This window comes from Pseudidiomarina piscicola (genome assembly GCF_902806985.1).
GTDB lineage: Bacteria > Pseudomonadota > Gammaproteobacteria > Enterobacterales > Alteromonadaceae > Pseudidiomarina > Pseudidiomarina piscicola.
The window spans coordinates 137,962-162,530 of sequence record NZ_CADCXY010000005.1 but is presented as its reverse complement, the minus strand read 5'-3'; the positions used below and the strand labels follow the sequence as shown (position 1 = coordinate 162,530).

Genomic DNA, 24,569 nt, shown 5'->3' with positions numbered 1-24,569 from the left:
TAGTGAAACGCTTCAGCGCCGATGGTAGTGTGGGGCTTCCCCATGTGAGAGTAGGACACCGCCAGGCTTTAATTTAGAAGAGGCCCTCAGCTAACGCTGGGGGCTTTTTTTTTGTGGAAACAAAAGAGCGTTGGTCGTGCGTTCGGCTGCGCCTCACTATTCGTTGGTCGTACGTTCGGCTCGCGCCTCACTGCTCGTCGTTTGAAAAAGACAAAAAGAGCAAGAGCGAAAGGCGATGTTTGCTGTTTGCTGTTCGCTGTTTGAAAAAGATAAAACAAACATCGCTTTCAGTCTTTGCCTTCACGAACATCAAACATCAAACATCGAACATCGCTTTCGTGTTTGGCCCTAACGAACATCTAACAGCTAATATCAAACAGCGCTTTTCGCCTTTGCGAGCAGCGCGAAGCGCGTACGACCAACGAACAGAGAGGCGCAGCCGAACGTACGAACAGCGCAGCGTACGCTCTTCGCTTTTAGCTATACCTTAGAACTAACGCGACTGAACGAAATCCCTTACCCCTGATATCCTTACGCCACATTAAGCATTATTTTGTAGGAGATATCCTTATGCACCTTAAAAAATCATTAGTGGCAATGATGAGTGCTGGCGTGGCGACCAGTGTCGCTGGCTTTAGTACGACTGTTGTTGCACAAGAGCAGTCAACTTCAACGGTGGAAGCGCAAGAGCGGATCCAGGTGATTGGCTCCCGGTTATCGATGCGTACTGCGACCGATGGTACTGCTCCGGTTGATATTATTACCGGTGAAGACCTCACTGCGAGTGGTATCACCGAGACTGCGCGAGCATTGCAATATGCTGTGCCGAGTTTCAATTTTCCTTCATCGTCGGTCACTGACGGCTCGGATGCAGTTCGACCTGCATCGCTACGTGGGCTTTCACCGGATCATACCTTGGTTCTAGTTAACGGCAAGCGCCGTCATATGAGTGCCTTGGTACATTTAAGTGGAACTACCGGTCGTGGAAGTTCGAACGTTGATCTTAACGCTATTCCGATCTCGTCAATTAAACGAATTGAAGTACTGCGTGACGGTGCCGCGGCGCTGTATGGATCAGATGCTATCGCAGGCGTGATCAATATCGTCCTTAAGGATCAGTCTGAAGGCGGCAGTGTCACGGTTAACAGTGGGCAAACCTATGAAGGCGATGGCGAACAGTATAAGGTTCACGGTAATGTAGGGCTGGAACTCGGCGACGACGGGCACCTAACGCTTTCTGCTGAGTATCACCATAAGAATAAGACCAATCGCGCAGGGCCTGATCCGCGTCAACAATACCCGCTGGTCGATGGCGAACCGGATCCTCGTGAAGCGACCTTTGATCGCTTCAATCATCATGTTGGTGCTGCAGAATTCGAGAATAAAGCGTTGTTTGCAAACGCTAGCGTCGGTCTAGGTGAAGGTGAACTGTATGCCTTTGGCGGGGTAAGTGATCGGACGTCGCAGTCCGGGGCCTTTTATCGCCGTGCACTCGACTCGCGCAATATCCTCGAAGTGTATCCAGACGGCTTTTTGCCATTACTGACGCCTGACACACGTGATACCTCAGCGTATGTCGGCTATAAATTTGATATCGGTCAGTGGCGGGTTGATGCGAGCACCGGCTATGGCGAGAGTGAATTTCACTATCGTGTGGAAAACTCCATTAATGCATCCATAGGGCCAAGTTCTCAAACGCAGTTTGATGCCGGCACGCTCATCACTGATGAATTGAATGCGACGGTCGATGTTTCGCGGTTTGTTCCGTTCGTTAACAATTCTGATTTGTCAGTCGCTTTCGGGGTTAGCTATCGTGAAAATAGTTATCAGATCCGCGCTGGTGAACAAGCTTCTTACCGCGATGGTGGTTATGCCGACCGACCTGCAGGTAGTCAGGGCTTTACGGGCTTTAAGCCCGCCTCGGAAGTGGATGAATCACGCGACAATACGGGCGTGTACGTTGAAGTTGAAAATATGCTGACCGCTAACTTTCAATGGGGCGCTGCGGTGCGCTATGAAGACTACTCTGACTTTGGCAGCCACACCAGTTGGAAGCTCTCGGGGCGCTATGACCTGACCGATGAGTGGGCACTTCGCGCCACGGCGAATACCGGGTTCCGTGCGCCAAGTGTACAGCAGTTGTATTTCTCGAATATCTCGACGTTGTTCATTGATCGGGGCAATGGTTTACAACCTGAACAAAGTGGCACCTTTAACAATATAAGCACTGTCGCACGTGAGCTTGGTATTAACGGACTTGAGCCAGAACAATCACGGAGCTTTAGTGGCGGTATCGTTTATAATGGCTACGAAGGCTTCACCTTAACCATTGACGCGTTTCAAATTGAAATAGAGGACCGCATTATTCTCTCGGGAGATGTTAGCCCGCAAGACTCAGCCGCCGTGGCTGACGCGTTGGCCGCAAGTGGCGCCGATAATGCGCGATTCTTTGTGAACGCAGTGGATACCACCTCGCGTGGTATCGACGTTGTGGCAGCCAAAACCTTCCAGCTGGCCGAGCTAGGAGAGCTGCGTACGCAAATGGCTTACGGGTATAACAAAACTGAGATAGACGATGTCAATTTACCAGCGTTGCTGGATGGGCTTGAAGACAGCTTGTTTGATGGCGTCGAACGTACCCGAATGACACGCTCTGTGCCGCAAAATAGTGGCAGTATAGCCTTTACTCACACCTTAAGTGCGTTGGAAACTCGCTTGGCCTTCAACTATTTTGGTGACTATGTGTTGGAAAATAGCCAAGGTGTGAGAACCGAGTATGGTGCTAAATGGATTACAGATTTGTCGGCAAAGTATCGTTTTAGCCCCCAGCTATCTGTCAGTGCCGGCGTACAAAACTTGTTTGATGAGTACCCAGATAAGCAGCCAGAGGGCAGTCAGTTTAACGGTATTTTTATGTATCCGCTGACCAATGCCCCGTTTGGTTTCAACGGTGGATACTACTATGCAGAGTTGACCTATCGCTTCTAGCCACTTAGGAAGCAATTAGTAAAAACCGCTACTTTGTAGCGGTTTTTTTATACCTGAGCCGACAGAAAAACAAAAAATCTCACTAAAACAGCAGTCTACGTCCTTGGCATGAATCTTGTATTAACTAGTGCTACAACGTTTTTAAGTACTAATTATTAATGGAGAACAACATGCGTAACAAATCAACCTGGCTTTGGGTGATTGCAGCCATTCTTGCTTTTGCCCTGTTTGGCGATGCAATTTTAGGTGTGCTTGGCGCAATTATTGGACTGATTGTGAGTATCGGCATTACCGGTTTAGTAATGCTAGCGGTTGTGATTGGCGCCTTTGCATTGGTCGTTATGGTCGGTGGTAGTATTGCCGCGGCTATGATCGTCGCAGCAGTCGCACTGGTAGCAGTGTTATTCAGTTGGTTGTGGCCCTACCTGCTGTTGTTTGGAATCATTTACTTATTGGTTCGAAAACGCCCCAAAGCTGTGTAGACTATAGGCAAACTTCAAGCCAAAGTAGGGCCCTGTTATGAAGAGAGTAATAACCGCACTTACGCTATTGCCGCTATTGGTTAGCTTATCTGCACCTGCACCTGCATCTGCGGCGCAGGTCGAAGTGACCGAAGCATGGGTCAAGCCGACCATACCTGGCACCGAAAATGGTGCTGGCTATATGACTGTGCATAACACTGGTGAGCTGGCGGTAACCGTTATCGGCATTCGAACCGACGCGGCGCGGGCGGCCGAGGTGCATCGCCACATTATGACTGAGGATGGCATGATGCGGATGACGAGGGTGCCAAAGTTAGTGATTGCCGCTGATGAAACCGTGACTTTTGAGCCAGGCGGTTACCACGTCATGTTTTTTGGTGTAAAAAATCCGTTTAAAGTCGGTGACACGGTTGATTTTGAGGTGCTGTTCGAGGATGCTGACGCGGTGCAAGTTGAGGCGGAAGTACGTCAACTTGTCGAGCCCTTCAATCAAGAATCGTAAGGATGTCGTTCTATGGTTAATCGCAATACTCTAACGCTCACAGCCGCACTCGCATGCTGTGTGCTTTCTGCTCCTGTCGCTGCGGACACCGTGTTTGGTGTTTATGCCGGTGGTCAAATTTGGCGCACCGATACAAGCGGTAGCTTCGGTAGTGAGCGCAATAATCCAGAATTCAGCTTTGGTGATGAGTCTCAAGGTAGTTATTATCTCGCGCTCGAACACCCAGTACCTTTGTTCCCAAACCTAAAAGTGCGTCATAACGAGCTGAAAGGCTCTGGTGAGCATACGCTTAGCCAAGACTATGAATTCTTTGGTAGCACTTTTAGCACTACCCAACCGCTTATGTACCAAAGCGATTTTAGCCATACCGACTATACGTTTTACTATGAGTTATTCGACAATGATCTGCTAACGTTTGATGTTGGTGCCACGGCTAAACGTGTTGAAGGCAATATTGAGGTGCGTAACCAAGACTTCTTCACCACACAAGCCACCGATGGCTGGATTCCTACTTTGTACAGTCAGTTACGCGTCGGTATTCCGGCCACGCCGTTTACTGTCTACGGTATTGCGAATGCGGTCAGTGTGGACGACTCAAAGGTTGAAGATTACGAAGCAGGGCTTGAATACCGAATGGTAGAAAACCTAGCTGTCGATGTAAATCTGCAACTAGGTTATCGCGTTTTTAATATCGAACTCGATGATCTTGACGATGTTTATAGTGATCTTGAGTATCGAGGACCTTATTTAGGTTTAGAGATCCACTTCTAAGTTTAGCCGCCGTAGGGCGTCACAGTTGCTGCGTCGAGCTGGTAACCTACCACTGCCAGTTCGCCGTCGGCACGCTCAACAGTCACGGTACCCTCGACCCATACTGGGTTGAATGCCTGACGCATCGGATAGCCCTCGGGGTAGCGCACCAAAAGTACCTGATTAGGCGGCGGAGGCGGCACATGAATACAGGCCCCCTCATAAGGCACGAGTAAGAACTCAGTCACTTTGCTGTCTTCGGCCTGCAGTTGAACAACAAAGCCAGGAATACGGATCTTTTGCCCGTCTAACGCCTCTACCACGGGGGCATTCAACTCTGGTTGTCCCATCGCTTCTGGGTTCATGTCGTAATACGCCTGACTGCGCACAACGGGTGGCTTGTAACCTTCCGGAATCAAGCTTTTCCATTCTACCTCACGGTAATCTGCAGCGCTGGCGGCGCTTATCGACAGCAAGGTTAGAGCTGTGAGGCCTAGCAACCAATTTTTAATCATACTTTCACCGTTAGTCCGTCTGCCAAAGCGTTGCGATAGGCTCGCCACGCAGGGTAAAAACTTAATAAGATAGCGGCGCCAACAATGGCCGCTAGTAGGTAGACCTCACGCAGCGTTAAAAGACTCGCTGTGACGTGAATGCCTAAGGTATCTTGTAGTACATCCGCACCAAAGAGTAACACCGCATACAAGGTCGCAGTACCTAAGGTGACTCCCGCCAAGGTAACTGCTGCAGCTTCGCAGACGAGTAAACCTAGAATCGTCAGCGGGCCGGCACCAATAGATCGTAAGACCGCCATTTCCCGCCGCCGTTCGCGTAAACTTGCAAGTAAGGTGGTCAGCATACCTAACAACCCGGTAATCACCACAAGTACCGAAATGGTCATCAGGGCACGCTCAAAAAGGTTGAGCGTACGCCAGAAATTCTGCAGCGCTAGCCCGGGCATAATCGCTGAAAGGGCTTCGTCGTCGTAGGTGTTAATCACACGCTGTAAACGCAGTGCAAACGCCCGATTTTCCAGCCCAAGCAACACCGCGCTTAAGGTGTAAACCGGCGGTTCAGCGTGCTCCGAAGCGTGGTCGTGGTCATCATGATTGCTATCGCTTGGTAAATAGTCCCCGTGCACTAGGCCTTGACCGGCAAGAGGAATAAATACGCCGCGATCGATAGGTGTACCCGTGCGCGCAAGCACCCCGCTTACGGTAAACGGGTGGCTGTCATGCTGGCTAAAGCTGATGTCGCCGGTACCATGGGCAATCGTCAGCGGGTCATCAACTTTAAGCTGCAGTTCAGCAGCGGCATCGGCGCCTAGTACTGCGACGGTAGGTGTCGCACGGCTTGAGAAGTTCGCGCCATTGGCAAACTCCAGCGACTGCTTTGCGCCATATTTAAAATGCTCGAATAAAGCATCGCTGGTGGCGATAACGGGTAAGCCTTGAACACTATCCCCCATCGCCATAGGAATATGCCATGTCACACTTGGCAATTGTTGCAGGTATTGATAGCTGTCCCAACTAAGGGTGTTCGATAAGTTGCCAATATGAAAGACACTACTTAAGAGCAGTTCGGTGGAGCCAGTACGGGCTCCGACAATCAAATCGGTGCCGGAAATCGTGGTGGCAAAATTCTCTTGAGTTTGCACCCGAATACGTTCCACACCCAGCAGTAATAGCGTGCTTACCGCAATTGCAAGAACCGTGAGCCAAACACTGCCGCGACGACTCCACAAACTGGCTAAGGCGAGCTTAAACATTGTTGTTAGGCTCCACTTGGTTGAGCTCTTGAAGCTCTAAAGTGCGCGGGAAATGAGGTGCCAGCGTCGCGTCGTGGGTGACAAAAAGCAGCGTTGTTTGCTGCTCTTCGCACGCTTCGAACAACAGCTGAATAAAATCATCACGGTGCGCCTGATCAAGTGCCGAGGTTGGCTCATCAGCAATAATAAGAGCGGGGCTGCCAAGTAAAGCGCGTGCTGCCGCGACGCGTTGCTGTTGTCCCACGCTAAGTTGATGAGCTGGTTGTTGCTGTTGGCTGCGACTTAAACCAAGTCGGTCGAGCAAGGTTGTTGCTGCTGCCACGAGCGACTGCCCTGCAAGCCGCTGACGTCGCGCCGGTGCGAATTGACAGGCAAGGGTGACATTGGTTAGTGCGGATAAATAGGGCAGTAAATTAAACTGTTGAAAAATATAACCGATCTCGTTCGCTCGCAGGCGATCGCGTTGGTGTTGGTTGAGGGTCGCAAGATCATGGCTGAGCACCTGAACTTGTCCTGCTTGTGAGGTATGAATACCCGCGATAAGGCTTAGCAAGGTCGACTTACCGCTACCACTTGCACCACGCAGCAGCACTCGCTCACCACGTGTAAGCTTCAAATGAGGGATGCTCAGTAACGGCGACTGAGCACCCGGCCAGCTAAACGTGAGGTGTTTTAGCTCAACACAGGTGCTCATTCTACTTACTTAGATTGGGCACGTTCGAAAGACGTTAAGATCTCGTCTTTTGCTTCTTTAACGTCGCCCCAGCCTTCAACTTTAACCCACTTACCACTTTCGAGTTCTTTGTAGCGCTCAAAGAAGTGTGTGATCTGTGCTTTGAGAAGCTCTGGTAAATCGCCAACATCCTTGATGTGGTCATATTCTTTACTCAGCTTGCTCACTGGTACGGCAACAACTTTTGCGTCTTCACCAGCTTCATCGGTCATTTTTAAGACACCAACGGGGCGGCATTTAATGACAGATCCTGCTTGCAGTGGGTAAGGTGTCGGCACCAATACGTCGACTGGGTCGCCGTCGAGTGACAAAGTGTCATTGACGAAGCCGTAGTTGCACGGGTAGAACATTGGCGTTGACATAAAACGGTCAACCCACAAGGTTCCTGTGTCTTTGTCGACTTCATATTTGATTGGGTCAGCGTTCGCTGGAATTTCGATAATGACATTAACTTCTTCTGGCAAGTTCTTACCTGCACTTACATCACTCAAACTCATGATCGTTCCTGTTTGCTAAGTTAAGATGAAATTTGGGCTCTTATTATACGTCTGTTGGCGCCGATTGCGAACCTTGAAGGTACTGCAAGCAGGTTTGTACTTCTTCTGCGGAACCTAAAATGACGCCAATACGCTGATGAATATGTTCGGGTTGAACGTTCAAAATACGTTGCTCACCGGTATGGGCAATACCACCTGCTTGTTCAACCAGCATCGCCATCGGGTTGCCTTCATACATCAACCGCAATTTAAATGGCTTGTTTGGTTTGCGACTGTCGGCTGGATAAGAGAATAAGCCGCCGCGGCACAACACACGATGCACATCTGCAACCATGGCTGCCACCCAGCGCATATTGAAATTTTTGTTACGCGGGCCATTGCTGCCTTGCAATAAGTCATCAATGTATTGACGCATCGCCGGCTGCCAATGGCGGTAGTTAGACATATTAATGGCAAATTCGCTGGTCTCGCGGGGTATCTGAATATCGGTGTCGGTGAGCAAGAACTCCCCAACTTTTTGATCTAACGTGAAAACCCGTACGCCATTGCCGGTGGTGAACACCAGCATGGTCGATGGGCCGTAAAGCACGTAGCCAGCCGCAACTTGCTCGGTGCCCGGCTGCAAAAACATATCAGGCCCTGAACGGCTGTCTTGCGGTGTTGGCAGTACCGAGAAGATGGTACCCACCAGGCTGTTGATATCAATGTTAGAGCTACCGTCCAGCGGGTCAAAAGCTACCAGGTAGCCACCGTCAGTGTGGCCATCAACGATGCCTTCTTCTTCCTCAGACGCGACCGCGCGAACATGAGGACTCTCCAACAGGATATCTTTAAGTAGTTGGTTCGATAAAACATCGAGCATTTTTTGGGTTTCGCCTTGGATGTTTTCATCCAGTGTCGACCCCAACACACCAGCTAGTTCGCCTTGGTGGATGCGGAATGATATCTCCTTGGCGCAAATTTGCAGGGTATTTATGACAGAGATAAGTCCTTCATCGACTCCATCGCGGCGTAGAGTTGGAATTAGGCGTTGCATAGCGTCCTCTTGTGGTGTGGTGCTCAAAATCGCGGCTAAGTTTACCGCAAAAACAGGTAAATTGCCTGCAAGAATCTTTGGAATTTGTGCCTGCATGCTACACTAGTTCGGTTTTTATCATGCAAATCACGACCTGCGACGTACTGGACAAAATTATGCACATTCATATTCTTGGTGTCTGCGGCACCTTTATGGGCGGAATTGCCGCCTTGGCGAAAGCCATGGGACACCACGTAACCGGCAGTGACGCCGCGGTTTACCCGCCGATGAGTGACCAGCTTGCGGCGTTGGGTATTGAGGTTTATCAAGGCTACGATCCAGCGCAACTCGAGCCACAGCCGGACCTAGTGATTATTGGCAATGTTTTAAGTCGCGGCAACCCAGCGGTTGAAGCGGTACTCAACCAGCGCATTCCCTTTCGCTCTGGCGCGCAGTGGCTGCATGACGCGTTGCTGCAAGACAAGTGGGTATTAGCCGTTGCCGGGACCCATGGCAAAACCACCACCGCAAGTATGCTGGCATGGATTTTAGCGCAAGCTGGTTATCAACCAGGATTCCTAGTTGGGGGCGTGTTGGCGAATTTTGGCTGCTCGGCACAATTAGGCGCCAGCGACTTTTTCGTAATTGAGGCAGATGAATATGACACGGCATTTTTCGATAAACGATCGAAGTTCGTGCATTATCAGCCGTCGACACTGATCCTTAATAATTTGGAATTTGATCACGCCGATATTTTTCCCGATTTAGCGGCGATTCAAACGCAATTTCATCATTTGGTACGTATTGTGCCGGGCTATGGCAAAATTATCTCTCCGGCGGCGGATACCGCCATTGAAGAAGTGCTCAAACGTGGTTGCTGGAGTGAGCGGAGCACCTTGGCAGTCGCCGGAACTTTACCGGCCGATTGGCAATTTGAGTTGATGACTGCAGACGCCAGTCGCTTTAGTGTGGAACGTCGCGGTGAAAATGGTAGCGAAAAAGTAACTGTACAGTGGGATTTAGTTGGTGAGCACAATGCCTCGAATGCGGTGATGGCGATGGCGGCTGCACATCATGTTGGGGTGCCTATCGACGTTTCTGCAACAGCATTAGCTGAGTTTAAAAATACCAAACGCCGTCTGGAGTTATTAGGTACGCCTAATGGCATCGCCGTTTATGATGATTTTGCGCATCACCCGACCGCCATTGCAACGACCTTAAAAGCCCTACGGGCGAAAGTCGGTAGTGCGCGAATTGTTGCAGTGCTTGAGCCGCGCTCGAATACGATGAAGCAAGGTATTCACGCGGAGCAACTCGATGCAGCACTTACGGTCGCAGATACATGCTTTATGCTTGAACCTGATGGGTTACAATGGTCTATCGCTGAGTATGTACCCGCCGCGACCATTAGCCACTCAGTCGATGAACTTGTAGAGCAACTAATGCGTACATTGCAAGCTGGTGACCAAGTACTAATTATGAGCAATGGTGGGTTTGGCGGTTTACATCAGCGGTTACTGAATGAAATTGCCGCAACGAACGATTAAAGAGGGTGTATGAAGGTTTCCAACTCAGCTATAACCCTAGCGATTACCGGCGCTTCAGGTGCACCTTACGCCATGCGTTTGTTACAATGTCTATTGCAACAGCAGCAACAGGTTCACTTACTGCTTTCAAGTGCGGCGCGTGTGGTTTTTGCAACGGAGCTCGAATGGCAGTTGCCAGCAGCGCCTAAAGCGCTTGGTGACACCTTACGCTCGCATTTCAAGGTGACGACCTCGCAGTTGCAAGTGTATGGCAAAGACCAATGGTTTTCGCCAGTTGCATCAGGTTCGGCAGCACCTAAGCAAATGGTCGTTTGCCCCTGTTCAACGGGAACTTTGTCAGCGATAGCAAACGGTGCCAGTGATACGCTGATTGAGCGTGCCGCCGATGTGGTACTGAAAGAGCGCGGGCAGCTCGTTTTGGTACCACGAGAAATGCCATTATCGGCCATTCATCTAGAAAACATGTTAAAGCTGGCGCGGCTGGGCGTTACCATGATGCCGGCGGCACCAGGCTTTTATCATCAGCCTAAGAGCATTGATGATCTCGTCGACTTTGTGGTCGCGCGGATACTTGATCACCTCGGTTTAGAACAAACTTTGCAGCCCCGGTGGGGCTACGGAGAGGAGTCGTAATTCGACATGAAAGCTTTATCTATCGATAATTTGAGAAAGACATACAAAGGCGGCTTTGAAGCCCTCAAAGGCATCGACCTTGATGTTGAAGAAGGGGACTTCTTTGCGTTGTTGGGGCCTAATGGTGCAGGTAAATCAACGACCATCGGTATTATTTCATCGCTGGTGAATAAAACCGAGGGGCGTGTCAGCGTCTTTGGTTATGATCTCGACACTCAGCTTGTTGAGCTCAAACGTCAGATTGGCCTGGTACCGCAAGAGTTTAATTTCAATCAATTTGAAACTGTACGTCAAATCGTGGTGAATCAAGCCGGCTATTATGGTGTTCCGCGCCAAGTGGCGCGCGAACGTTCAGAGCATTACCTAAAGCAACTGGGGCTATGGGATAAACGCGATAACCCCGCGCGTATGCTGTCTGGCGGTATGAAGCGGCGTTTGATGATCGCCCGCGCGCTCCTCCACGAGCCGCGCTTGCTGATCCTCGATGAACCCACTGCTGGTGTCGACATTGAGCTTCGCAGAAGTATGTGGGACTACCTTGAAGAGATTAATAAACAGGGTATTACCATTATTCTGACGACTCATTATTTAGAAGAAGCAGAAACCCTGTGCCGTAATATTGCGATTATTGACCAAGGCACAATTGTCGAGAATACGTCGATTAAACGCTTGCTGACCACCTTAAACAGAGAAACCTTCGTATTGGACCTAAGCCGCGACGATGAGCAGCCGATAGAGCCAAGTATTGACGGCTTCACAGTACGCCAAATGGATGACCATACCATTGAGGTAGATGTTGAAAAATCCCAAGGGCTAAACAAAGTGTTTGATCAACTTAGTGCACAAAACATTAAGGTGCTGTCGATGCGGAACAAAGCCAACCGCTTAGAAGAGTTATTTGTCGATTTGGTCGAGCGTGGCCGTTCAGCGAAAGCGGCAGCGGGGGCTTAACATGACAAGTTCATATAATTTCACTGCATTAAAAACGATTTGGATTAAAGAGTGCACCCGTTTTTTGCGTATTTGGATACAAACCTTGGTGCCGCCCGCTATCACTATGACTTTATACTTTGTCATTTTTGGCAGCATCGTGGGCGAACGTATCGGTGACATGAGTGGTCGCCCGTACATGGAGTTCATTGTGCCTGGCTTGATTATGATGTCAGTGATTACCAACTCGTATTCAAACGTCGCATCATCGTTCTTTAGCGCTAAGTTTCAACATAACATTGAAGAAATGTTGGTGGCACCTGTGTCGACGCCGGTGATTATTGCTGGGTACGTCGGTGGTGGGCTAGTGCGTGCGTTGATTGTCGCCGTCATTGTGACGTTAGTGTCGTTTACTTTTGTGGAAAACGTCAGTATTAATCATGCTGGAATTTTGGTGCTTACCGTTGTCTTAACCTCGACGCTATTTTCTTTAGCTGGTTTGATTAACGCGATTTATGCCAAAACATTTGACGATATATCCATTGTGCCGACGTTTATTCTTACCCCATTGACCTACTTAGGTGGCGTGTTCTTTAGCGTCAGCCTGCTACCGGGTATTTGGGAAACAGTCGCCCGCGCGAACCCAGTGTTGTATATGGTGAATGCCTTCCGGTACGGATTCCTTGGGGTTTCCGATGTTGCGATAAGTTCGGCTCTGACGGTAATTATTGCCTTTAACTTAGTGTTCTTTATTACCGCTTACACGCTGTTACAGCGTGGTGTAGGTATTCGTTCGTGAGTGCTATGGAGTCGCGGCCGGTCACGACCAATCAGCATGGCAATCACGAAGACTTAACGCAGGTAGTGATGCGTCACTTGCGTTCGCCTTTTCAAAAGCCCATTCAAGAGCATAATCGCGAGGCTTTTGAGCAGGCGGCACAGGCCGTAAGCGAGTGGCAAGGCCCGGTGGTCTTGGACTCCTGCTGTGGCGTTGGTGAAAGCACTGCCTGGTTAGCCGAGCAGCATCCTGATGCGCTCGTTATTGGCGTTGATAAATCGGCCCATCGACTGCAACGGCATGCCAATTACCAAACTGCGGAACAAGGGCAGCGGTACCTTATGGTCCGTGCTGATTTACAAGATTTCTGGCGACTGGCAGTAGAGGCGAATTGGCAACTGCATAAGCATTATATCTTGTACCCTAACCCATGGCCCAAAGCCTCCCATTTAAGCCGCCGCTGGCATGGCAGTCCAGTGTGGCCTTATGTGCTAGCCCTCGGCGGTGACTTAGTCATGCGCTCTAATTGGGTCACCTACTTAACTGAGGTGGCAAGTAGCTTGGCGTTAGTGAATTGCACCGCCAGTTTGCAGCCCTTGTTAGCCAAACATGAGCCGATTACACCATTTGAGCGCAAGTACCAGCGCAGTGGTCAGCAACTGTGGGAATTAACTGCTAGGCTACCAGAGGATGGTCGCTATTTTTCTGCAATCGAGGCAGAATAAGCGCCTGCTCGTAACCAAAAAGGTAACTGCTTTTGAGTGATCAAGTTTTTGCTGAAGTGAGCGAAGAAGCGCTGCTTAAGATATTTACGCTGCCGGAAGCTCCCGATTCAACCTTAGGTCGAATCGAAAAGGATTTGTCAGAAAACCTGATGGGGTTTCTCGGTGAGCATATAGTAGCGCGAGAAAAACCTCTGCATGAAATTGAAACCAACTTTGCCGCCAGCGAGGTGCCAGAGCAGCCGCGTTATGTCTCTGATCATACCGAGTTTCTACTCGACAACTTGGTTGCTCATTCGGTACATACCTCTTCGCCTCGCTTTATTGGTCATATGACCTCCGCGTTACCTTATTTTCTGTTGCCGCTGGCTAAGTTAATGGTCGGCTTAAACCAGAACCTAGTGAAAATCGAAACCTCGAAAGCGTTTACGCCCCTTGAGCGTAACTTATTGGGCATGTTGCATAACCTGGTGTATCGCCGCGAAAGTAGCTTTTATCAACGCTGGATGCATAGTGCGCAGCACTCACTAGGGGCGATGTGTTCGGGCGGTACGGTGGCGAATATTACCGCACTTTGGGTGGCACGCAACCTATTGCTGAAAGCAGCACCGGGGTTTGCTGGAATTGCTGCCGAAGGGGTTGCTGCTGGGCTTCAGCATTATGGCTACAAACGGCTGACGGTGATGGTTTCTGAACGCGGGCATTATTCACTGGCAAAGGCCGCCGATATACTGGGCATCGGGCGTAATAATTTGATTGGTGTGGCGACCGACGATCACAACCGAATTCGTGTTGATAAACTTAAAGAAGCTTGTGCTGAGGTGGCCGCGGATGGCGGTAAGGTACTGGCAATCGTGGGTGTTGCTGGCACCACTGAAACGGGGCACATTGATCCACTGGCCGAGCTCGCAGAGTACGCTGCCGAAATAGAAGCTCATTTTCATGTGGACGCCGCTTGGGGTGGCGCAACGCTGATGTCGAATCAGCATCGTCAACTACTCGCCGGCATTGAACAAGCCGACAGTGTGACCATCGATGCGCATAAACAGATGTACGTTCCGATGGGGGCGGGCATGGTACTGTTTAAAGAGCCGGGTATGGTGCGTGCCATTGAGCACCATGCAGAGTATGTCATTCGACATGGCTCAAAAGACTTAGGTGCGCACACCATGGAAGGCTCTCGTCCTGGCATGGCTATGCTGGTGTACTCCGCCATGCATGTCATGGGGCGTCGTGGTTACGAGCTGTTAATCGACAAGAGCATTGAAAAAGCGAAACAATTTGCCGCTTTGATTCGTCAACAAGATGACTTTGAAGTGGTTACCGATCCGCAGTTGTGTATTTTGACGTACCGCTTTGTACCCAAGCAAGTGAAAGCGATTTTGCCGCAGGCCAATGCTGAACAAATACGTCGCTTAACGCCCCATTTGAATGCCATGACACGTTTTATTCAAAAACGTCAGCGGGAAACAGGGCGCTCTTTTGTATCGCGAACCAAACTTACTCCGGCGCATTACTTCTACGAACCAACGGTGGTTTTTCGAGTGGTATTGGCCAATCCTCTGACAACAGAAAACATGCTCGCCGAGGTTTTACAGGAACAACGTGAAATTGCCGAACAAGCCCTCGGACTTCGCGGCGCATTGCATACCGAGATGCGCGAACTGGGCTTATTGCATCGGGGCTAAAACGTCAGGTTGTCAATCAAGCGTGTGCGGCCAAGGTAGGCTGCAACCAGCAGTACTTTCGCGCTATCCGCCTGGCTGGCGGGCTGTAGATCGGCCTGGCGCCGTAGCTCGAGGTAATCTAGCCGAAAACCACTGTCTTGCAGAGCGATGCGCGCCTCGGCTAAAGCTTGCTCAATGGCGGTACCATTGTTCGAGATAGCCACCGCAGTTTGCTGTAACACTTGATAGAGCCGCGGAGCAGTCTGTCGTTCTGAGCTCGATAAATAGTTATTACGTGAGCTCAAAGCTAAACCATCCTCGGCCCGCTCCGTTGGCATTCCAAGTATCTCGATAGGAAAGCTGAGATCTTGCGCCATCAAGCGTATAACCTGCAATTGTTGGTAGTCTTTTTTACCAAAGACCGCGAGGTCCGGCTGCACCATATTAAAGAGCTTAGCAACAACAGTCGCAACCCCCCGAAAGTGCCCAGGGCGACTGGCGCCACACAAGATCTCAGAGGTGCTCGGAACGTCGATGAAGGTTTGTGCTTCCAGCCCGCGTGGGTATACATCTTTCACTTGCGGAGCAAACACGGCATCGACGCCACGCTCAGCAAGGGCTTGGCAGTCAGCCTCTAGTGTTCGTGGGTAGCTGTCTAGATCTTCGTTGGCACCAAACTGCAGCGGATTAACGAAGATACTAGTAACGACCTGATCGGCGTGCTGCTGGGCGAGATCGGTGAGCTTTAGATGTCCCTCGTGTAAATTACCCATGGTCGGCACTAACGCGAGCGAACCTTGTTGCAATTGACGCCATGCGCGCAGCTCTTCTAGGCTTTTCAGTACTTGCATCTGTGACTTACCCTTTAAAGCTATGTTCAGGACCTGGGAAACTCCCTTCTTTGACTTGCTGCACGTACTGTTGTACCGCCGTGCTTAAGTCTCCCGCTTCCGCGAGAAAGTTTTTTACAAACTTCGGAAGGTAGTCGCTGTTGAGTCCGAACATATCGTGCATCACCAGAATTTGACCGTCGCATTCGGGGCCTGCACCAATACCAATGGTAGGAATCGTCAATTTCTCGCTAATTCGTTGGGCAAGTGAGGTAGGTACACACTCTAGTACCAATAACTGCGCGCCGGCTTCTTGCAAGGCCATGGCCTGGCGCACCGTGTTGTCGGCCGCGCTCGCTTCTTTTCCTTGTACTTTGTAACCGCCCAGTACATTCACTGATTGCGGCAACAGACCTAGGTGAGCACACACCGGCACACTGCGTTCGACCAACATACGAATGGTGTCGAGCAACCAATCACCGCCTTCGAGCTTGACCATATTTGCCCCGGCGCGCATGAGCTTAGCAGCTTCTTCACAGGCCTGGGTTGGGGTGGCGTAACTCATAAAGGGCATGTCGGCAATAACGAAGGCTTGCGGAGCCCCGTTGCGCACAGCTTGAGTATGATAGGCAATATTTTCGGTGGTCACTGGCAGGGTACTTGAGGCCCCCAAAATGGTATTCCCAAGAGAGTCTCCGACCAACATGAAATCGATACCTTGCTCGGCAAAGAGCCTTGCGAATGAAGCATCGTATGCGGTTAACGAAGCAATTTTTTCGCCCTCGGCTTTCATCTTCGCTAATTTTGCAATGGTGGTCGCAGCCATGAAAAATCCTTTATGCCTAGCAGAAAAAGAGATTTCGATTGTATCAGTAAATTTTTACCAGGTCATGGCTGTTGATTTGCTCGATTAAAGAACCTATCGAACGACCATCAGGCAGTTCTAACGTTGGCTCAAGCTCGGCGAGAGGAAGCACGACAAAGTCGCGCTCGGCAAGGCCTGGGTGAGGAATCAGCAGGCGCTCATGATTGAGTGTCAACGAACCATACAGCAAAATATCAAGGTCTAAGGTGCGGGCTCCCCAGCGGCGGCCTCGAACGCGACCAAACAGCGTTTCCAAGTGCTGTAGAAAGTCGAGCAGTGCCAGCGGTCCAAGGTCTGTTGTGGCCGTTAGCACTGCATTGACATAGTCGGGTTGGTCTTGCGGGCCCATAGGCTTGCTGCGATAGAAGCTTGAGCAGCGAATGGCATCTAGCTCTGGCGTTTTTTGTAGATGGTCAAGTAAACGTTTTAAGGTTTCCTCTGGAGCGCCAAGGTTGGCACCCAGAGCAATATAAACGTGAGTCATGAGGGCTTATTTGCAGCGTCAGGCTTTTTACGCCGGCGTCCACCACGTCGCCCGCGGCGTTTAGCCGCTGGTCGTTCGTCTTCGCGCGCGGTAGCAACCGGAGCGTGTTCTTGTTGCTTGGTCCAAAACTGTGCCAGTTCGCTCAATTTCTTTTGTTCAAGCGGTGTTGCGGTAGCGCTGCGCAGCAATAGGAAATCATACGCGGCACGAAACCGCGGGTGGCCCAGCAATGTTTTAACTCGTTTCCCCTTGGCGCGCTCAAAGCGTTGTTGGAACTGCCAAATTTCCCGTGCGGGTATGGTGAAACGCTTCGGCACTGCGATGCTCTGCATTTGGCGCCCAATAACATCAGCGGCAGCAATATTCATCGCGTCCACCGGTGGCAAGCCACTTTCAAACATCAGCTCTTCCATGCGCGCTTGCAGCGGCCACCAAAGTAGCGCCGCAAACAGATACGCCGGAGTGATGCTCAGGCCTTTGGCTAAACGCGTATCGGTATCTGTGAAGGTCTGACGTAAAAATTGGTAGGGCGCTTCGCTCGGCGCTTTAAGATAGTTTTTAAGCTGCGGGAAGAGCTGCTGAAATAAATTGTAGTCCGACAGCATTTCAAAGTTTGCTAGCGCTTTCCCAGCCGTAAATAGCTTGAGGCTTTCTTCAAAGAGTCGTGCCGGTGGAATATTTTGTAACAGCTGTGCATGTTCGTGAATCGGCTCAGCCACAGTTGAGTCAAGCCGCATCGACAGCTTGGTGGCGAAGCGAATCGCTCGTAACATGCGCACGGGGTCTTCACGATAGCGCGTTTCGGTATCACCGATCATACGCAACACGCCTTGTTCAATATCTGCAACACCGTTGGCAAAGTCATAAATCGCAAAGTCAGCGATATTGTAATACAAGGCATTCACAGTGAAGTCACGGCGCTGCGCATCTTCATCGATACTACCGTAAACATTGTCACGCAGTAACATACCTTCTTGGTCTTGCTTCGAGTGTTTTTGCGCCGGCTCGCTTTCTTTACTTTCAGTGTGATGGCCGCGGAAGGTCGCTACTTCAATAATTTCGCGGCCAAACATAATGTGCGCCAAACGAAAGCGGCGGCCGACGAGGCGGCAGTTGCGAAACAGCTTTTGCACTTGTTCAGGTTTGGCATTTGTCGCAACATCGAAATCTTTCGGTTGAATACCGAGCAATAGATCACGGACACAACCGCCAACAAGGTAGGCCTCGTAACCGGCGTTATGCAGTCGATACAGCACCTTCAAGGCAGGTTCAGCGATGTCTTTGCGCGAAATAGGATGCTGATCGCGGGTTATCACTAAAGGCTCTGCGAGTATATTTTTAGGTAAGTCCGAACTTGGTTCGGTGTGCCGCAACGCCTTTTTGGCGAGGGCTTTTATGCGTTTGATAATCGTTTTGTCTCCCTAATCAAACCTTTACTGTGTTCGTATAGTGTATTGTAGCGGCAACTTAAGCATCAGGAAAGATACTTTGTACGCCAGGCAACCGTCGCTTGTTCAAGTAGCGAATGGGGGTTGTCTGTGAGGTCTGTAATCGTCAAACCAAGAAACTCAAAAGCCGCCCTGAGCTGTTGCGGTACCTGTTGCGCTTGCAGCGCTGGCGCATGGTTTTGTTTACTGAGCTTACGGCCATTTTCATCGAGCGCTAAGTTGACATGCGCAAGTCGCGGTTGTTGCTGACTAAGCCGCTGCCAGAGCGTTACCTGCCAACTACTGGCGGTCAGTAAATCCGCTCCGCGAACGATATCGGTGACGCCTTGTTCAATGTCATCGACCACCACTGCAAGTTGGTACGTATAGAGCTGATCGCGGCGTAACAGCAAAAAGTCTTCGTGCGCAAACTCAGGTGCTAACTCGACTTGCCCTTGAATGCGGTCATTAAAATGGGTGCGCGAATGGTCATTACAAAAGCGTACTGCGCTCCCTTCTGCACTGCGCTGTCGATGGCGACAATACCCAGTATAGTGTGCACCGCGCGCTTTGATTTGTTTACGGGTACAAGTGCAAAAATAGGTTGCTTGCTGGTGCTGAAGTTGCGCCAAAACGTCACGATAAACGTGATCACGCTGGGATTGATACCAAACTTCACCGTCCCAACCAAGGCCGTGTTGCTCAAGCTGGTGTAGAATCACGTTGCTGGCGCCTGGGACCGCTCGAGGCTTGTCGACGTCCTCGATGCGCACGAGCCAGCGCCCTTGATGCGCCTTGGCGTCTATATAGCTCGCCACTGCCGCAACTAAAGAACCAAAATGAAGAGGCCCCGACGGGGTCGGGGCAAATCGTCCGCAATACAACCGAGATGTCGCCATGTTAGGCGCCGGTCATTTGCTTCTCTTTGATTTCTGCGAGGGTCTTGCAGTCGACACACTGGTCGGCTGTAGGTCGAGCTTCGAGGCGACGAATACCGATCTCGATGCCGCAAGAGTCACAAAAGCCAAAGTCATCAGCTTCAATCTTTTGCAGCGTTTTCTCGATTTTCTTGATCAGTTTGCGTTCCCGGTCTCGAGTACGCAGTTCAATACTGAACTCTTCTTCCTGTGCCGCACGGTCGACTGGATCGGGAAAGTTTGCCGCTTCATCTTTCATGTGATGCACGGTGCGATCCACTTCCTCACGCAGCTGATTACGCCAGACTTCCAAAATTTTACGGAAGTGAGCACGCTGCTGCTCGTTCATATACTCTTCGTTCGGCTTTTCCTGATAAGGTTCTAAGCCTGCTTGTGCCAAAATGCCGTGGGCTTTCTTCGGCGTTCCTTGAGGCATTGTGGATCTCCTATCTGAGATGGATTCTTCAAAAGGTCGGTACATATACCAGAAAGGCGCACCCTGCGCAATTTTATTTGCAAGGTAATTCGGTCGCCGGTTCAATTCCTTGTGCTGTGATATCGGTACCCAAGGCGTAAAATTCAACCCCGGCTTGGCGGGCTTGCTGTGAAAGTTGGGCATAGCCAGGATCACAATGTTCTGCGGCGCGCACAGAGGTAACGTCGCTGTGTAGCACGCAATAAACTACGGCTGCACGATGGCCGTCGCGGCACATGTCCATCAAGCTATGTAAGTGCTCACTCGCGCGCTTGCTTACGGTGTCTGGGAAAAAGCCTTGCTGCTGTTCGGCAAGGGTGACACTCTTTACCTCAATAAACAGCTGCTTGCCCTGGCGGTCGGTCGCCAACCAGTCAATACGGCGATTATCGTAACCATAGCGTTGCTCGGCCCGGCACGCGGTCAGCGGTCCTAGGCTGCTTATTATCTCTGCTTGCAATGCTTCGCCAACCACCGTGTTAGCGCGCTGGGTATTCACACAAAGACGCGCTCCCTGGGGCGTTTCTGCAAGCTCCCAGGTGTAGCGATATTTGCGTTTAGGGTTTGCCGAGTCACTTAACCACACCCGCATGCCAGGTTCCGCGCAGCCTGTCATCGCCCCGGTATTAGGGCAGTGCACCGTCAAAGGTGATGCGGCTGAATTATGCTGCGGCCAGTCGGGATGGTAAACATCAGCCAGAAAGCGCTTGTACCGACGAACCAAAAAAGCCTCGCGCAAAGGGTTGTCAAACTGCATTGTCAGCCTCATGTTGTTTAAATACGATATACTTAGATCCATTCGCAACCTTAATGGGAGCTGTAAAGCATGTCTACTGCACTAGCTGTATTTGTTGTTGAACAAGAATTTTCTGACACGGCGTGGAAAAAAAACGCGCCGGTGATTATGGGCGACAAGGGCGCGACCGTTTACCTGGGGCGTGATGAAGCCGAGAACTTACGAAAAATTCAAAAGGCTGGGCGCCAGCTTGACGCCATGGGTGTCGCACAAACCAAGCTAGCGGGCGAAGGCTGGGACTTCGAACGCCAATGGGCTTTTGCGAATGGTTACACCAATACTTTAAGTACCAATGCGATTGAATTTGCCGGTGATGCCGAGCGTCTTGCCAACATGCGAGATCTGGTCAACTGGTCGCGCGAGTTAACTAACTTACCACCAGCTGATATCTATCCTGCGTCTTTGGCCAAACGGGTGGCCGATAAGCTGGAAGCTATTTCACCGGAACTGGTAAGTAGCCGCGTTATTGCTGGCGATGAATTACTGGAAGAAGGCTGGATGGGGATTCATACCGTCGGGCGCGCTAGTAAGCACCAACCTTGCATGTTGGTGGTCGACTACAATCCAAGTCAACAAACAGATGCGCCGGTCGATGCGGTACTCGTAGGTAAAGGTATTACCTTTGACTCAGGCGGGTACAGCATCAAATCGAGCGAAGGCATGCTGGCGATGAAGTGCGACATGGGCGGTGCTGCGACCGTTGCGGGCGCGCTTGGGCTTGCTATTCAGCAAGGCTTACAAAAACGTGTGCAACTGGTGCTTTGCTGTGCAGAAAACCTCATTGACGGCAGTGCTTACAAGTTGGGTGACGTGATCACCTACAAAAATGGCACGACCGTAGAAGTTGTTAATACCGACGCTGAAGGTCGGTTAGTGCTTGCCGACGGTCTGCAATATGCCGGCGAAGTCGGTGCCAAGCTGGTGATGGACGCCGCAACCTTAACCGGCGCTGCGCAAATGGCCGTGGGCAATGAATACAACGCATTGTTTAGTGTGGATGACGCGCTGGCTAACAAAGCGCTCGATTATGCGGCCGAACAACGTGAAAACCTGTGGCGGTTGCCACTGCAACCATGGCACCAAGAGAATACCCCTTCGGCGTTTGCCGATTGTGCCAACAGCCGCCCACAAAAAGGTGGTGGCGCCGGCGGTGCCAGTAATGCTGCAGGCTTCTTACTGCGCTTTGCACCAAATGAAGGTAAGGGCTGGCTCCATTTTGATATCGCTGGGGCGTATCATAATAGTAGCAATGCGATGTGGGCCACCGGTGCTACCGCGCTAGGAATGCGCACCATCGCTGCGATACTTAACGACTGAGTGAAGATCGCAAACAACTTGCCGATAGCTGCGTTAGTACCTGAAATACTGGCGCAGCTCGGCGGTTCAAAATTAGTTATCCAGGCCCCTCCAGGGGCCGGTAAATCGACGTACCTGCCGCTCACACTACTGCAACACTCTGCCTCAGCGAAGCAACGTATCCTGCTATTGCAGCCGCGCCGTATCGCGGCCGTAACCATTGCCCACTACCTTGCGCAACAATTAGGTGAGTCGATCGGACAAAGGGTTGGTTATCATGTTCGCGGCGAGCAACGTAGTGGTCCCGAAACTCAGTTAGTAGTGCTCACTGAGGGTCTATTTGTTCAGTACTTACAGCAAGATCCAGAACTGAGCGATGTGGCAATGGTGCTTTTTGATGAATTTCATGAGCGTAATCTAGCGAGTGATCTGGGGCTGGCGATGTTACTCGAAGCCTTGCCATTGCGACCGGATCTCGACGTGTTGATCATGTCGGCGACGCTGCCGGCAGAAACCATTGGCAACTGGTTGGGCGACGACGCAAAAGTGCTTTGTAGCGAAGGTCGTCAGCATCCGATTCGTGAGCACTATCGACCACCTAAAGCTGGCCATGAGTGGCTGTTACATAGTGTTCAGGTAATTACCGAAGCGCTAGAAACCGCCTCTCAAGGCGTGCTGGTGTTCCTTCCGGGCTGGCGCGAAATACAGTTTCTACAACAACGCTTGCAGCTCAACGCTGAGGTTTTGCCGCTGCATCGGCAGTTACCGCTGGCAGCTCAGCAGGCGGCGCTTCGTGAGCAGCCAAAGGGAAGCAAAAAAGTGGTGTTGGCGACCAATATTGCCGAAACCAGTCTGACAATCCCTGGCATTGATGTGGTGGTCGACAGCGGCCGTGAACGACGTTCGCTATTTTTCCCTCGCCACGGCGTGAGTCGATTGCAAACACAGCGTATCAGTCAAGCAGCAGCGACGCAGCGTGCGGGGCGCGCCGGCCGCTTAGGGCCGGGCCATTGTTTCCGTTTATGGGGGCAAGGTGAAAACCAAGGGCTACGAGCTTTTGATGCTCCCGCGTTGGAAACCGACGACCTTAGCGGCGTCGTGCTCGAGGCCAAGCGCTGGGGAACCGAGCTTGCGCAGTTGAGTTTTATGTCAGCGGTGAACACTGCGCACTTGCAGGTCGCCGAGCAGCATTTACGTACACTCGGGATCACCGACAGTAGCGGTCAATTAACGCCCGTCGGTCAAGCCGTGGCGGGCTATGGTACGGATCCGCGGCTGGCCCGTATTGCAGTGGCGGTTGCAACGGCAGATAAACACCAACGCGGTGAAGCGGCACTGCTACTGGCACAGTTAGAACACCCGCCGCGACAGCCCGAACATTTTCCTCTAAGCGCAGAACAGTTAAAGGGCGAGGCGAAAAAGCGCTGGCAGCACTGGTGTCGGCAGTTGAAGGTCGATGGCACGGTGCGACAGTTAACCACCGAGAGTGCCGTAGAGCTTGCCCTGTGGGGATTCGCTGATCGTATTGCGCAGCAACGCCAAGCACAGGGTGCGACCTATCGTTTAGCTTATGGTGGCGGTGCACAGTTTCATCATGCCGATGCCCGCCGAGGTGAGCCGTGGCTGGTGGTGCTAACAATGAATTTTAGTGATGTACAAGCCGATGCCATTATTGGCTGCTATTTACCGCTATCGCTGACGGACTTTAATCATGCTGCGCTGTCGTTGAACTGGCAACGTGAGCTGCAATTAACTGGGCCCAAGCAGCGATTTAGCGTGGTGGAAGTGCAGCGCTTAGGCGCCTTGTTGGTTGCACAACGCGTAGCACAACAGCAGCCCAGCCAAGCCGAACGAGTGCAGCTACTGGTCGATTACGTGCGACGTCATTTTGCCGATGCTGTTAATTGGGCAAAAGCCAAGCCTTTGCTGGCGCGCTTGCGCCTAGCGCAGCAACATCTTAGTGCCGCGGAGTTAGAAGACTGGCCTGATTCGAGCGATGCAGCCTTAGCGAGTGAGCTTGAGCAATGGGCTGCACCCTTTTGGCAAGGGCTGAAAAGTTTAGAAGAATTACGCGCGTGGTCACCTACCGCAGCGCTATTAGCGCGGCTGTCTTATTCCCAGCAACAACAACTTGATGAGCTTTGCCCTAAATATTGGACAGCTCCGAGTCAGCATCAACACCGCATCGATTATTGCAGTGCGACACCTTATGTCGCACTAAAGCTGCAAGAAGTCTTCGGCGCACCGGTGTCGCCGCAAATTTGTCGCGGCGCGGTGACCTTGACACTAGAGTTGCTGTCACCGGCCGGTCGACCTTTGCAGCGCACCAGTGATCTTGCCAGTTTTTGGCAAAATGCCTATCAAGAAGTGAAAAAAGAAATGAAGGGCAGATATCCGAAGCATCCGTGGCCCGACGACCCGTTGCAGGCACAGGCTACGCGCAAGACTAAACGTTTCCTTTAAAGTT

At 51.2% G+C, this 24,569-nt stretch carries 24 protein-coding genes; 12 read left to right on the top strand and 12 right to left on the bottom strand.

Annotation, left to right across the window (positions count from 1 at the left end):
• The first annotated feature begins 570 nt into the window (after positions 1–570).
• The 4 genes from PSI9734_RS10250 to PSI9734_RS10235 all read left to right on the top strand — a co-directional run bounded on the left by PSI9734_RS10250 (position 571) and on the right by PSI9734_RS10235 (position 4,743).
• Positions 571–2,988, top strand: coding sequence for a TonB-dependent receptor plug domain-containing protein (locus PSI9734_RS10250; protein WP_425500058.1), 2,418 nt, complete (start codon positions 571–573; stop codon positions 2,986–2,988).
• Positions 2,989–3,158: 170 nt separating this feature from the next.
• Complete coding sequence (locus tag PSI9734_RS10245; protein WP_173921045.1) at positions 3,159–3,470, top strand: hypothetical protein; 312 nt, start codon at positions 3,159–3,161, stop codon at positions 3,468–3,470.
• Positions 3,471–3,507: 37 nt separating this feature from the next.
• Positions 3,508–3,972, top strand: coding sequence for a copper chaperone PCu(A)C (locus PSI9734_RS10240; RefSeq protein WP_173921044.1), 465 nt, complete (start codon positions 3,508–3,510; stop codon positions 3,970–3,972).
• A 12-nt stretch (positions 3,973–3,984) separates the two neighbouring features.
• Positions 3,985–4,743, top strand: coding sequence for a TIGR04219 family outer membrane beta-barrel protein (locus PSI9734_RS10235; RefSeq protein ID WP_173921043.1), 759 nt, complete (start codon positions 3,985–3,987; stop codon positions 4,741–4,743).
• A gap of 2 nt (positions 4,744–4,745) precedes the next feature.
• Here the strand turns inward: PSI9734_RS10235 and PSI9734_RS10230 are convergent, their stop codons facing one another.
• From PSI9734_RS10230 to PSI9734_RS10210, 5 genes are read right to left on the bottom strand one after another with little or no spacing between them, the layout of a single operon-like run.
• Entirely contained in the window at positions 4,746–5,237 is a 492-nt protein-coding gene (locus tag PSI9734_RS10230; RefSeq protein WP_173921042.1) for a DUF3299 domain-containing protein, read from the bottom strand.
• Entirely contained in the window at positions 5,234–6,490 is a 1,257-nt protein-coding gene (locus PSI9734_RS10225) for an ABC transporter permease (protein WP_173921041.1), read from the bottom strand. The genes PSI9734_RS10230 and PSI9734_RS10225 overlap by 4 nt, the downstream gene beginning before the upstream one ends.
• Complete coding sequence (locus PSI9734_RS10220; RefSeq protein ID WP_173921040.1) at positions 6,483–7,184, bottom strand: ABC transporter ATP-binding protein; 702 nt, start codon at positions 7,182–7,184, stop codon at positions 6,483–6,485. Before PSI9734_RS10220 ends, PSI9734_RS10225 begins: the two co-directional genes overlap by 8 nt.
• A 5-nt stretch (positions 7,185–7,189) precedes the next feature.
• Positions 7,190–7,720, bottom strand: coding sequence for an inorganic diphosphatase (ppa, locus tag PSI9734_RS10215; protein ID WP_173921039.1), 531 nt, complete (start codon positions 7,718–7,720; stop codon positions 7,190–7,192).
• 43 nt (positions 7,721–7,763) lie between these two features.
• A complete protein-coding gene (locus PSI9734_RS10210; protein ID WP_173921038.1) occupies positions 7,764–8,756 on the bottom strand; it encodes a class 1 fructose-bisphosphatase in 993 nt (330 codons plus the stop codon).
• 155 nt (positions 8,757–8,911) lie between these two features.
• Here PSI9734_RS10210 and mpl point away from each other — a divergent pair, with 155 nt between their 5' ends.
• The 6 genes from mpl to panP are packed head-to-tail and all read left to right on the top strand — an operon-like array spanning position 8,912 to position 15,033.
• The gene (gene mpl / locus PSI9734_RS10205) at positions 8,912–10,282 is read left to right on the top strand and encodes a UDP-N-acetylmuramate:L-alanyl-gamma-D-glutamyl-meso-diaminopimelate ligase (protein WP_173921059.1); all 1,371 of its coding nucleotides are present in this window, start codon (positions 8,912–8,914) and stop codon (positions 10,280–10,282) included.
• A 9-nt stretch (positions 10,283–10,291) separates the two neighbouring features.
• A complete protein-coding gene (locus PSI9734_RS10200; RefSeq protein WP_173921037.1) occupies positions 10,292–10,915 on the top strand; it encodes a flavin prenyltransferase UbiX in 624 nt (207 codons plus the stop codon).
• Positions 10,916–10,921: 6 nt separating this feature from the next.
• Entirely contained in the window at positions 10,922–11,866 is a 945-nt protein-coding gene (locus PSI9734_RS10195; RefSeq protein ID WP_173921036.1) for an ABC transporter ATP-binding protein, read from the top strand.
• Position 11,867: 1 nt separating this feature from the next.
• Positions 11,868–12,644 carry an ABC transporter permease gene (locus PSI9734_RS10190; protein WP_173921035.1) on the top strand — a complete coding sequence of 259 codons (777 nt, stop codon included), beginning with the start codon at positions 11,868–11,870 and terminating at the stop codon, positions 12,642–12,644.
• Positions 12,645–12,649: 5 nt separating this feature from the next.
• Positions 12,650–13,348 carry a tRNA (guanine(46)-N(7))-methyltransferase TrmB gene (trmB, locus tag PSI9734_RS10185; RefSeq protein ID WP_173921058.1) on the top strand — a complete coding sequence of 233 codons (699 nt, stop codon included), beginning with the start codon at positions 12,650–12,652 and terminating at the stop codon, positions 13,346–13,348.
• Between the two features lie 32 nt (positions 13,349–13,380).
• Positions 13,381–15,033, top strand: a complete 1,653-nt coding sequence (panP, locus tag PSI9734_RS10180) for a pyridoxal-dependent aspartate 1-decarboxylase PanP (RefSeq protein ID WP_173921034.1) — start codon at positions 13,381–13,383, stop codon at positions 15,031–15,033.
• Here the strand turns inward: panP and panC are convergent.
• The 7 genes from panC to sfsA form a co-directional block, all read right to left on the bottom strand.
• Positions 15,030–15,863: a pantoate--beta-alanine ligase gene (panC, locus tag PSI9734_RS10175; protein ID WP_173921033.1), complete on the bottom strand. Its 834-nt coding sequence runs from the start codon at positions 15,861–15,863 to the stop codon at positions 15,030–15,032. The genes panP and panC overlap by 4 nt on opposite strands.
• 7 nt (positions 15,864–15,870) lie before the next feature.
• Complete coding sequence (panB, locus tag PSI9734_RS10170; protein ID WP_173921032.1) at positions 15,871–16,668, bottom strand: 3-methyl-2-oxobutanoate hydroxymethyltransferase; 798 nt, start codon at positions 16,666–16,668, stop codon at positions 15,871–15,873.
• Positions 16,669–16,711: 43 nt separating this feature from the next.
• Positions 16,712–17,191 (bottom strand): 2-amino-4-hydroxy-6-hydroxymethyldihydropteridine diphosphokinase, encoded by a 480-nt coding sequence (gene folK, locus PSI9734_RS10165; protein ID WP_173921031.1) that lies wholly within the window; start codon positions 17,189–17,191, stop codon positions 16,712–16,714.
• On the bottom strand, positions 17,188–18,504 hold the full coding sequence (gene pcnB, locus PSI9734_RS10160) for a polynucleotide adenylyltransferase PcnB (protein ID WP_173921057.1): 1,317 nt from the start codon (positions 18,502–18,504) through the stop codon (positions 17,188–17,190). The genes folK and pcnB overlap by 4 nt, the downstream gene beginning before the upstream one ends.
• Before the next feature lie 161 nt (positions 18,505–18,665).
• Positions 18,666–19,502, bottom strand: a complete 837-nt coding sequence (gene gluQRS / locus PSI9734_RS10155; RefSeq protein ID WP_173921056.1) for a tRNA glutamyl-Q(34) synthetase GluQRS — start codon at positions 19,500–19,502, stop codon at positions 18,666–18,668.
• A 16-nt stretch (positions 19,503–19,518) separates the two neighbouring features.
• The gene (gene dksA / locus PSI9734_RS10150) at positions 19,519–19,971 is read right to left on the bottom strand and encodes an RNA polymerase-binding protein DksA (protein WP_173921030.1); all 453 of its coding nucleotides are present in this window, start codon (positions 19,969–19,971) and stop codon (positions 19,519–19,521) included.
• Positions 19,972–20,044: 73 nt separating this feature from the next.
• Positions 20,045–20,767 carry a DNA/RNA nuclease SfsA gene (gene sfsA, locus PSI9734_RS10145; RefSeq protein ID WP_173921029.1) on the bottom strand — a complete coding sequence of 241 codons (723 nt, stop codon included), beginning with the start codon at positions 20,765–20,767 and terminating at the stop codon, positions 20,045–20,047.
• 69 nt (positions 20,768–20,836) lie between these two features.
• On the opposite strand from sfsA, the gene pepB reads away from it, so the two are divergent.
• Together pepB and hrpB are read left to right on the top strand one after the other, a co-directional pair.
• On the top strand, positions 20,837–22,123 hold the full coding sequence (gene pepB, locus PSI9734_RS10140) for an aminopeptidase PepB (protein WP_173921028.1): 1,287 nt from the start codon (positions 20,837–20,839) through the stop codon (positions 22,121–22,123).
• A complete protein-coding gene (hrpB, locus tag PSI9734_RS10135) occupies positions 22,124–24,565 on the top strand; it encodes an ATP-dependent helicase HrpB (protein WP_173921027.1) in 2,442 nt (813 codons plus the stop codon).
• The last annotated feature ends 4 nt before the right edge of the window (positions 24,566–24,569 follow it).

Bases quoted from the DNA above. Each gene is read 5' to 3' on its own strand.
- PSI9734_RS10250 (WP_425500058.1), top strand. From the start codon at position 571: ATGCACCTTAAAAAATCATTAGTGGCAATGATGAGTGCTGGCGTGGCG.
- PSI9734_RS10245 (WP_173921045.1), top strand. From the start codon at position 3,159: ATGCGTAACAAATCAACCTGGCTTTGGGTGATTGCAGCCATTCTTGCT.
- PSI9734_RS10240 (WP_173921044.1), top strand. From the start codon at position 3,508: ATGAAGAGAGTAATAACCGCACTTACGCTATTGCCGCTATTGGTTAGC.
- PSI9734_RS10235 (WP_173921043.1), top strand. From the start codon at position 3,985: ATGGTTAATCGCAATACTCTAACGCTCACAGCCGCACTCGCATGCTGT.
- PSI9734_RS10230 (WP_173921042.1), bottom strand. From the start codon at position 5,237: ATGATTAAAAATTGGTTGCTAGGCCTCACAGCTCTAACCTTGCTGTCG.
- PSI9734_RS10225 (WP_173921041.1), bottom strand. From the start codon at position 6,490: ATGTTTAAGCTCGCCTTAGCCAGTTTGTGGAGTCGTCGCGGCAGTGTT.
- PSI9734_RS10220 (WP_173921040.1), bottom strand. From the start codon at position 7,184: ATGAGCACCTGTGTTGAGCTAAAACACCTCACGTTTAGCTGGCCGGGT.
- ppa (WP_173921039.1), bottom strand. From the start codon at position 7,720: ATGAGTTTGAGTGATGTAAGTGCAGGTAAGAACTTGCCAGAAGAAGTT.
- PSI9734_RS10210 (WP_173921038.1), bottom strand. From the start codon at position 8,756: ATGCAACGCCTAATTCCAACTCTACGCCGCGATGGAGTCGATGAAGGA.
- mpl (WP_173921059.1), top strand. From the start codon at position 8,912: ATGCACATTCATATTCTTGGTGTCTGCGGCACCTTTATGGGCGGAATT.
- PSI9734_RS10200 (WP_173921037.1), top strand. From the start codon at position 10,292: ATGAAGGTTTCCAACTCAGCTATAACCCTAGCGATTACCGGCGCTTCA.
- PSI9734_RS10195 (WP_173921036.1), top strand. From the start codon at position 10,922: ATGAAAGCTTTATCTATCGATAATTTGAGAAAGACATACAAAGGCGGC.
- PSI9734_RS10190 (WP_173921035.1), top strand. From the start codon at position 11,868: ATGACAAGTTCATATAATTTCACTGCATTAAAAACGATTTGGATTAAA.
- trmB (WP_173921058.1), top strand. From the start codon at position 12,650: ATGGAGTCGCGGCCGGTCACGACCAATCAGCATGGCAATCACGAAGAC.
- panC (WP_173921033.1), bottom strand. From the start codon at position 15,863: ATGCAAGTACTGAAAAGCCTAGAAGAGCTGCGCGCATGGCGTCAATTG.
- panB (WP_173921032.1), bottom strand. From the start codon at position 16,668: ATGGCTGCGACCACCATTGCAAAATTAGCGAAGATGAAAGCCGAGGGC.
- folK (WP_173921031.1), bottom strand. From the start codon at position 17,191: ATGACTCACGTTTATATTGCTCTGGGTGCCAACCTTGGCGCTCCAGAG.
- dksA (WP_173921030.1), bottom strand. From the start codon at position 19,971: ATGCCTCAAGGAACGCCGAAGAAAGCCCACGGCATTTTGGCACAAGCA.
- sfsA (WP_173921029.1), bottom strand. From the start codon at position 20,767: ATGCAGTTTGACAACCCTTTGCGCGAGGCTTTTTTGGTTCGTCGGTAC.
- pepB (WP_173921028.1), top strand. From the start codon at position 20,837: ATGTCTACTGCACTAGCTGTATTTGTTGTTGAACAAGAATTTTCTGAC.